The sequence below is a fragment of the Cupriavidus sp. UME77 genome, assembly GCF_014170355.1.
Classification (GTDB): domain Bacteria; phylum Pseudomonadota; class Gammaproteobacteria; order Burkholderiales; family Burkholderiaceae; genus Cupriavidus; species Cupriavidus basilensis.
Window position 1 is genome coordinate 85,308 of the sequence record NZ_LZZU01000014.1, and the last position, 8,466, is coordinate 93,773.

Here is an 8,466-nt window from a genome sequence, read left to right on the forward strand (position 1 = left end):
AATTCCAGCCTGGTCAGTCGCTCGGGCCCGCGCGGTCGGGGAACGCCTCTTCCAGCGTCAATACCGTGCCGGTCAGGCTGCCGTCGTAGCCGGGCAGGGCATCCACCACCTGCCGGAAACCGGCGCTTCTGAGTGCTGCGACGGCGCCGGCCAGTGCCGGGCTTTGCAGGCGCTCCCGCTCGATCACAAAGAAGTACCGTTCCTTGAGCACCGGCACGAAATCCAGCCCGAAGCGGCGCGCCGCCGTCTCCACGCCGAATCCCGCATCCGCCATGCCGCTGCCGATATAGGCGGCCACCGCGGCATGGGTGAACTCGCCATTGCTGTAACCCTCGATGCGCCCGCTGTCGATGCCGCGCGCCTTGAGCATCAGGTCCAGCAGCAGCCGCGTGCCGGAACCGGTCTGGCGGTTGACGAAGCGCACGTCGGCGCGGCAGAGATCTTGCAGCGTGGTGACCTCTTTCGGGTTGCCGGGGCGCACGAAGATGCCTTGCGCGCGGACCGCCAACTGGATCAGGCAATGGGTATCGGGGCGAATCCATGCGGCAAAGCTCGCCAGCATGTCCCGCTCGAATTCGCCGATCGGCACATGGAAGCCGGCAATATCGCAGGCGCCTTGCGCAAGGGCCGCAACCGCCTCAAGGCTGCCGCAGTACTTCAGGTCGTGGCGCACCCGGTGCGCGTCCAGGAAATCATGCAGCGCCGCCACCGCGAAGCCATGGCTGGCGTGCAGGCGCAGCGTGGGGCCGGGTTGGTCCACCAGCTTCTTGAGCTCGATTTCCAGTTCCGAGGCCAGGCTCTCCAGCGTGGGCGAGAGCCGCGCGGCTATGCGCTTGCTGGCCCACACCAGTTGCTGCGCCAGCGGCGACAGCGCGCTGCCGCGCCCGCGGGTCTTGGCGATCAGTGCGCCGCCGAACAGGGTTTGCGCGTCGCGCAGGATGCCCCAGGCATAGCGGTAGGACAGGCCGGTCGCCTGCGCAGACTGGCTGATGCTGCCAGTGCTTTCGATATGCCCGAGCAAGGTGACCAGGCGGGACACGTCAAGCGGGGCGCTGGCGGCGTCGCTATCGTCGCGGATTTGGAGGTGGGGCAGGATCGAGATGCGAATCATATGAGAAAAATAGCATATTGCTCGAACGTGGCCAACTGCCTATAGTCCGCTCGAAGAGGCATAGCACCCGATAAAAGCCCGCTTAACCGGCCAGGCGAGATGGGGAATGCCCGTTCAGAGCCCCCAATATATGAAAAAAATAGCATATAACGCGATCGCCGCAACACGGCGTGCCGCGCCCCGCAGCCAATCCTGGCAAGACGCGCAAGCCAATGCGCCACACCGTCTGCCGCTGGCGCCGCGCTTGAGCGCTTGCGCCGGCCCGAGCTGCGCCACCAGGAGACTCGATGTCTGATTCCGCTGCCAAGCCAGCCGATACACCAGCCGCCAAGCCAGCCGCCGGCGCCGTGCGCGACCCGGTTGCCCGGATCGTGGCCGCGCGCCGCGATATGCCGGGCGCCTTGCTGCCCATCCTCCACGAGATCCAGGACACGGTAGGCTACGTGCCTGCCGGCGCCTTGCCCGAGATTGCCCGCGCGCTCAACCTGTCGCGCGCCGAGGTGCATGGCGTGGTCACCTTCTATCACCATTTTCGCGACAGCAAGCCGGGCCGGCACGTGGTCCAGGTCTGCCGCGCGGAAGCGTGCCAGTCGGTTGGCAGCGAGGCCCTTGCCGCGCATGCCGAGCGCGCACTGGGTTGCGGATTCCATGAAACCACCGCCGATGGCGGGTTCACGCTGGAGCCGGTGTATTGCCTCGGCCAGTGCGCCTGTGGCCCGGCCGTGATGATCGACGGGGAGCTGGCTGGCCGCGTCACGCCGCAGCGCTTCGATGCGCTGATCAAAGCCTGCGCGGACGTGGTAGTGGACCAGGAGGTGCAAGCATGAGCATCACCGTTTTCGTACCTCGAGATTCCGGCGCGCTGGCCATGGGCGCCGATGCGGTGGCCCGCGCCATCACGCGTGAGGCCACGGCGCGTGGCGCCAGCATCGAACTGGTGCGCAACGGCTCGCGCGGCATGTTCTGGCTTGAGCCGCTGGTTGAAGTGCGGACCCCCGCCGGACGCGTGGCCTACGGGCCGGTCACCCCCGAAGATGTCGCCGCGCTGTTCGATGCCGACTTCCTGGCCGGTGGCGCGCATGCCCTGGCGCTGGGGCTCACCGAGGAAATCCCGTTCCTCAAGGGGCAGGAGCGCTTGACCTTTGCCCGCATGGGCATCACCGATCCGCTTTCGCTTGCTGACTACATCGCACACGATGGCTATGCCGGCCTGACCCGCGCGCTGGCGCTGGACGGCGCGCAGATCGTGCAGGAAGTGACCGATTCCGGCCTGCGCGGACGCGGGGGCGCGGCGTTTCCCACTGGCATCAAGTGGCAGACGGTGCGCAACGCGCAGTCGCCCACGAAATACGTGGTCTGCAATGCCGATGAAGGCGACTCCGGCACCTTCTCCGACCGCATGGTGATGGAAGGCGACCCGTTCATGCTGATCGAAGGCATGACCATCGCCGGCCTCGCCGTCGGCGCGGAGCATGGCTACATCTACGTGCGCTCGGAATACCCGCACGCCATCGCCGTGCTGGAATCCGCCATTGGCATCGCGCAGGCGGCCGGCTGGCTGGGCGACGATATCCGCGGCAGCGGCCGGCGCTTCCGGCTCGAAGTGCGCAAGGGCGCCGGTGCCTATGTCTGCGGCGAGGAAACCGCGCTGCTGGAAAGCCTGGAGGGCAAGCGCGGCGTGGTGCGCGCCAAGCCGCCGCTGCCGGCCATCGAAGGGCTGTTCGGCAAGCCCACCATCATCAACAACGTGATCTCGCTGGCCACCGTGCCGGTGATCCTCGCGCGCGGCGCACAGTTTTATCGCGACTTTGGCATGGGCCGCTCGCGCGGCACGCTGCCGTTCCAGATCGCCGGCAATGTGCGCCAGGGTGGGCTGGTGGAGAAAGCCTTCGGCGTGACCCTGCGCGAACTGCTTGAGGGCTACGGCCAGGGCACGCGCAGCGCACGGCCCATCCGCGCGGTGCAGGTGGGCGGCCCGCTGGGCGCGTACCTGCCGGTGTCGCGGCTGGATACGCCGATGGACTACGAAGCCTTCGCCGCGTTCGGCGCGGTGCTGGGGCATGGCGGCATCGTGGTGTTCGACGACACCGTCGACATGGCCAGGCAAGCCCGCTACGCGATGGAGTTCTGCGCCATCGAATCCTGCGGCAAGTGCACGCCGTGCCGGATCGGCTCCACGCGCGGCGTCGAGGTGATCGACAAGATCATCGCGGGCGACCAGCCGGTGAAGCACGTCAAGCTGGTGCGCGACCTGTGCGACACCATGCTGGGCGGATCGTTGTGCGCCATGGGCGGCATGACGCCGTACCCGGTGCTGTCGGCGCTAGATGCATTCCCGGAAGACTTTGGCGTGGCAGTGCCAGCCAGAGCGGCCTGAGCGTAGCGCCGCAGCCTATCGAACCGGCGCTGCCACTGCGCCACTCTGAATCACCAGTACGCGGCCCAGGCCGCAGCGGGAGCCCGCCTTGAACACACGCAACGAAATCGACTTCGGCACGCCGGCCAGCGATTCGCAACAGCAGGTCACCCTTGAGATCGACGGCGTCGGCGTGACCGTGCCCGCCGGCACCTCGCTGATGCGCGCCGCCGTGCAAGCCGGCGTGAACGTGCCCAAGCTGTGCGCCACCGATAGCCTCAAGTCCTTCGGCTCCTGCCGCCTGTGCCTGGTCGAGATCGAAGGCCGGCGGGGCTTCCCCGCCTCGTGCACCACGCCGGCCGAAGCCGGCATGAAGGTGAAGACGCAAACCGACAAGCTGGCCGACCTGCGCCGCGGCGTGATGGAGTTGTATATCTCCGATCACCCGCTGGACTGCCTGACCTGCCCCACCAACGGCAACTGCGAGTTGCAGGATATGGCCGGCGTGGTCGGCCTGCGTGAAGTGCGCTACGGCTACGACGGCGCCAACCACCGTGCCGAGGCCAAGGACGAATCCAATCCGTATTTCACCTACGATCCCTCCAAGTGCATCGTGTGCAATCGCTGCGTGCGCGCCTGCGAGGAAACCCAGGGCACCTTCGCGCTCACCATCAGCGGCCGCGGCTTCGATTCGCGCGTGACGGCGGGGCAGGGCGACAGCTTCATGGATTCCGACTGCGTGTCGTGCGGCGCCTGCGTGCAGGCATGTCCCACCGCCACGCTGGCCGAGACCTCCATCATCCGCATGGGGCAGCCGGAGCACAGCAAGGTCACCACTTGCGCCTACTGTGGCGTGGGCTGCGCCTTCAAGGCGGAGATGAAGGGCAATGAAGTGGTGCGCATGGTGCCGTACAAGAACGGCCAGGCCAACGAGGGGCACTCGTGCGTGAAGGGCCGCTTCGCCTTTGGCTATGCGACCCACAAAGACCGCATCCTGAACCCGATGATCCGCGCCAGGATCACCGATCCGTGGCGCGAAGTGTCGTGGGAAGAAGCGATCAGCCACGCGGCCTCCGAGTTCAAGCGCATCCAGGCCAAGCATGGCCGCGACGCCATCGGCGGCATCGTGTCCTCGCGCTGTACCAACGAGGAAGGCTACCTGGTGCAGAAGCTGGTGCGCGCCGCCTTCGGCAACAACAACGTCGATACCTGCGCGCGAGTTTGCCACTCGCCCACCGGCTACGGCCTCAAGCAGACGCTGGGCGAATCCGCCGGCACGCAGACCTTCCGCTCGGTGGAGAAGGCGGACGTCATCATGGTGATGGGCGCCAACCCGACCGACGGCCACCCCGTGTTTGCCTCGCGCATGAAAAAGCGCCTGCGCGCCGGCGCCAAGCTGATCGTGATCGATCCGCGCCGCATCGACCTGGTCGATTCGCCGCACGTGCGCGCCGACTTCCACCTGCAATTGCGTCCCGGCACCAATGTGGCGGTGGTGACGTCGATGGCCCACGTGATCGTCAGCGAAGGCCTGATGGCCGAATCGTTTATCGCCGAGCGTTGCGAGGACCGCGCGTTCCAGCAATGGCGCGACTTCGTCATGCTGCCGGAGAACTCGCCGGAGGCCATGGCCGAGATCACCGGCATTCCCGCCGGGCAACTGCGCGGCGCCGCACGCCTGTACGCCACCGGTGGTAATGCCGCGATCTATTACGGCCTGGGCGTGACCGAACATGCGCAGGGCTCGACCACCGTGATGGGCATCGCCAACCTCGCCATGTGCACGGGCAATATCGGCCGCGAAGGCGTGGGCGTGAACCCGCTGCGCGGACAGAACAACGTGCAGGGCTCGTGCGACATCGGCTCGTTCCCGCATGAACTGCCGGGCTACCGCCACGTGTCGGATTCCACCACGCGCGGGCTGTTCGAATCCGCGTGGAATGTGGAGATCAGCCCGGAGCCGGGCCTGCGCATTCCCAATATGTTCGAGGCCGCGCTGTCCGGCAGCTTCATGGGCCTGTACTGCCAGGGCGAAGACATCGTGCAGTCCGACCCGAACACGCAGCACGTGGCAGCCGCGCTGTCGGCCATGGAATGCATCGTGGTGCAGGACATCTTCCTCAACGAGACCGCCAAGTACGCGCACGTATTCCTGCCGGGCTCGTCCTTCCTGGAGAAGGACGGCACCTTCACCAACGCCGAGCGCCGTATCTCGCGCGTGCGCAAAGTGATGCCGCCCAAGGCACGCTATGCCGACTGGGAAGCCACCGTGCTGCTGTCCAATGCGCTGGGCTATCCGATGGACTACAAGCATCCTTCCGAGATCATGGACGAGATCGCGCGGCTCACGCCCACCTTCAGCGGAGTCAGCTACCAGCGCCTGGAAGAACTCGGCAGCATCCAGTGGCCGTGCAACGACGCCGCGCCCGAGGGCACGCCGACCATGCACATCGACGCATTCGTGCGCGGCAAGGGCAAGTTCATCATCACCCGCTACGTGCCCACCAACGAGCGCGTGAACCGCAAGTTCCCGCTGATCCTCACCACGGGCCGCATCCTGTCGCAATACAACGTCGGTGCACAGACACGCCGCACCGAGAACGTGATGTGGCATGACGAGGACCGCCTGGAGATCCATCCGCACGACGCCGAGGAACGCGGCATCAAGGATGGCGACTGGGTCGGCGTGCAAAGCCGTGCGGGCGAAACCGTGCTGCGCGCCATCGTCAGCGAGCGCATGCAGCCGGGCGTGGTCTACACCACCTTCCACTTCCCCGAGTCCGGCGCCAACGTGATCACCACCGACAACTCGGACTGGGCGACCAATTGCCCCGAGTACAAGGTCACCGCGGTGCAGGTCATGCCGGTGGCGCAACCGTCCGAATGGCAACGCCAGTACCGCGATTTCCACGATCAGCAGATGCAGTTGCTGCAGGCGGCCAGTGCCGAGGCAGGGTCGGCATGACACTGTGCGAACCCGCCATGGCCGACGCCGAACCGGCCACTCACAGCACCTTCGAGGTCAGCCGCAGCCGCCTGGGCGAGCTGGCGCTGGAGGACGACGAGATTGCCGAGGAGGTGCCGGTTGCGCTCGAGTACAACGGCATCTCGCATGCGGTCATGCTGGCCTCGCCGGCCGATCTCGAAGACTTCGCGCTGGGCTTCAGCCTGAGCGAAGGGCTGGTGGCCAGCCCGCGCGATGTTTATGAGATGGAGACCGAGGTCCGCCCCGAGGGTATCGCGGTGCGGTTGCGCATTGCGGCGCAAGCCTTCGCCGCGCTCAAGGATCGCCGCCGCGCCATGGCGGGCCGTACCGGCTGCGGCCTGTGCGGCACCGAATCGCTGCAGCAAGTCATGCGCGCCCCGGCACCCGTGCGCAGCGGCGCCAGCTTCAGCGACGAGGCGATGTACGCCGCATTCGCGCAGTTGCAGACCCGGCAGGAACTGCTGCGCCACACCGGCGCCACGCACGCCGCCGCGTGGCTGCGCGCCGACGGCCAGGTCGCGCTGGTCCGCGAAGACGTGGGCCGCCACAACGCGCTCGACAAACTGATCGGCGCGCTGGCACGCACCGGCGAGGACCGCTCGCGCGGCGCCGTGCTCGTGACCAGCCGCGCCAGCTACGAAATGGTGCTGAAGACCGCCAGCGCCGGCGTCGGCGTGCTGGCCGCCGTATCCGGCCCGACCGCGCTCGCGGTACGCCTGGCGATCGATGCCGGCATCACGCTGGCCGGCTTTGTACGCGCCGGCCGGCACGTGGTCTACTCCCACCCCCAACGTTTGCACAGCAGGACGAAACAGGCATGAACTCCGAGAACCTCGTCAAGATGGCGAACCAGATCGGCACCTTCTTCGAAGCCATGCCGGACCGCGAAGAAGCGGTGGCGGATATCGCCAGCCATATCAAGCGTTTCTGGGAGCCGCGTATGCGGCGCGCTTTGCTGGCACGGCTGGATAGTAGTGAAGACGCTGGGCTGGATGAGATTGTGCTGTTGGCGGTGACTAGGTATCGGGGGGTGTTGGAGTGATGGGGGGAAGGTTGTTGGGGGTGGTCGCTGTTTGATTGTTGCGGCGATGGCATCTTGCACCCAAGAGCCATACGACATCCCCCTGCGGGGGCTGCCGGTCACTCTTCTTTGCGTCGGCAAAGAAGACTAACGAGAAGAAAGCCGACCCTGCCGGGGGCAGAGCAATCAGGCTATTTGGGCCTCGGTGGTTTCGTCGTACGGCCCGGAGTGTCGGCGGGCCTTTGCCATACCGGCATGAAGGGCATCGTAATTGCATGACTCGATGGTCACGTGGTGGTGCCCCTGATCGCTTTGCTCGGTGAGCATTCGACCATCTGCCGTTACCGGCACGGACCATCACGACACATCACCCGTCAATGGTTTCGTGGTGGGGCGGGCGCGGTGGTCAAGGCCTTGGGCATATCAACCCGGTGCCACCGCGCCCACGACGGAACCGGTGCGCCTGCAACTTCGTGGCCGGCCACGCCGCGAGCGACAGACGGCTTGAAGCAAGTGGTGTCTACTACCGGGGGCCTCACCACGTATCCCGGAGGCTGGCAGATTCGTGGCCGGTCAAACCGGTACCGGCAGATGCGAGCAGAACCGCTGGCCCTACGACGAAACCAGCACCCTTAGCACCCGCGATTGTTCGGCTCCCGGCAGGGTCGGCTTTCTTCTCGTTAGTCTTCTTTGCCGACGCAAAGAAGAGTGACCGGCAGCCCCCGCAGGGGGATGTCGTACGCACTTGGGTGCAAGATGAGCTTCCCCCGAAATTTCGCCTTCCAAGAGGTGAGGTATAACCTCAACTAGTTGGAAGGAAGCGAAATGCGAAAGATACCGAAACAGGAATTCACTGCGGAGTTCAAGGAACAGGCGGTCAGGCAACTGCGTGCCGGGAAGACGACAGGAGAGCTGGCTGCGGAATTGGGCGTGTCTGATCAGACACTGCGCAACTGGCGCAAGGCCGCCGAGGCGGGCAAGCTCAATGGGGC

The 8,466-nt window shown here is 66.2% G+C and carries 7 protein-coding genes; 6 read left to right on the forward strand and 1 reads right to left on the reverse strand.

The genetic code is table 11. The features are described from left to right. Positions 1 to 13 precede the first annotated feature (13 nt). The gene (locus A9975_RS06750; RefSeq protein WP_183031949.1) at positions 14 to 1,111 is read right to left on the reverse strand and encodes a substrate-binding domain-containing protein; all 1,098 of its coding nucleotides are present in this window, start codon (positions 1,109 to 1,111) and stop codon (positions 14 to 16) included. A 287-nt stretch (positions 1,112 to 1,398) separates the two neighbouring features. On the opposite strand from A9975_RS06750, the gene A9975_RS06755 reads away from it, so the two are divergent. The 6 genes from A9975_RS06755 to A9975_RS06780 all read left to right on the forward strand — a co-directional run. Beyond that, complete coding sequence (locus tag A9975_RS06755; RefSeq protein WP_183031950.1) at positions 1,399 to 1,938, forward strand: formate dehydrogenase subunit gamma; 540 nt, start codon at positions 1,399 to 1,401, stop codon at positions 1,936 to 1,938. After that, entirely contained in the window at positions 1,935 to 3,488 is a 1,554-nt protein-coding gene (locus tag A9975_RS06760; protein WP_183031951.1) for an NADH-quinone oxidoreductase subunit NuoF, read from the forward strand. The genes A9975_RS06755 and A9975_RS06760 overlap by 4 nt, the downstream gene beginning before the upstream one ends. Before the next feature lie 88 nt (positions 3,489 to 3,576). Next, a complete protein-coding gene (gene fdhF / locus A9975_RS06765; protein WP_183031952.1) occupies positions 3,577 to 6,432 on the forward strand; it encodes a formate dehydrogenase subunit alpha in 2,856 nt (951 codons plus the stop codon). After that, the gene (gene fdhD, locus A9975_RS06770) at positions 6,429 to 7,274 is read left to right on the forward strand and encodes a formate dehydrogenase accessory sulfurtransferase FdhD (RefSeq protein ID WP_183031953.1); all 846 of its coding nucleotides are present in this window, start codon (positions 6,429 to 6,431) and stop codon (positions 7,272 to 7,274) included. The genes fdhF and fdhD overlap by 4 nt, the downstream gene beginning before the upstream one ends. Next, on the forward strand, positions 7,271 to 7,495 hold the full coding sequence (locus A9975_RS06775; RefSeq protein WP_183031954.1) for a formate dehydrogenase subunit delta: 225 nt from the start codon (positions 7,271 to 7,273) through the stop codon (positions 7,493 to 7,495). Before fdhD ends, A9975_RS06775 begins: the two co-directional genes overlap by 4 nt. A gap of 804 nt (positions 7,496 to 8,299) precedes the next feature. Next, positions 8,300 to 8,466 (forward strand): transposase (locus tag A9975_RS06780; protein ID WP_183031955.1); only part of this gene is annotated, 167 nt, incomplete at its 3' end.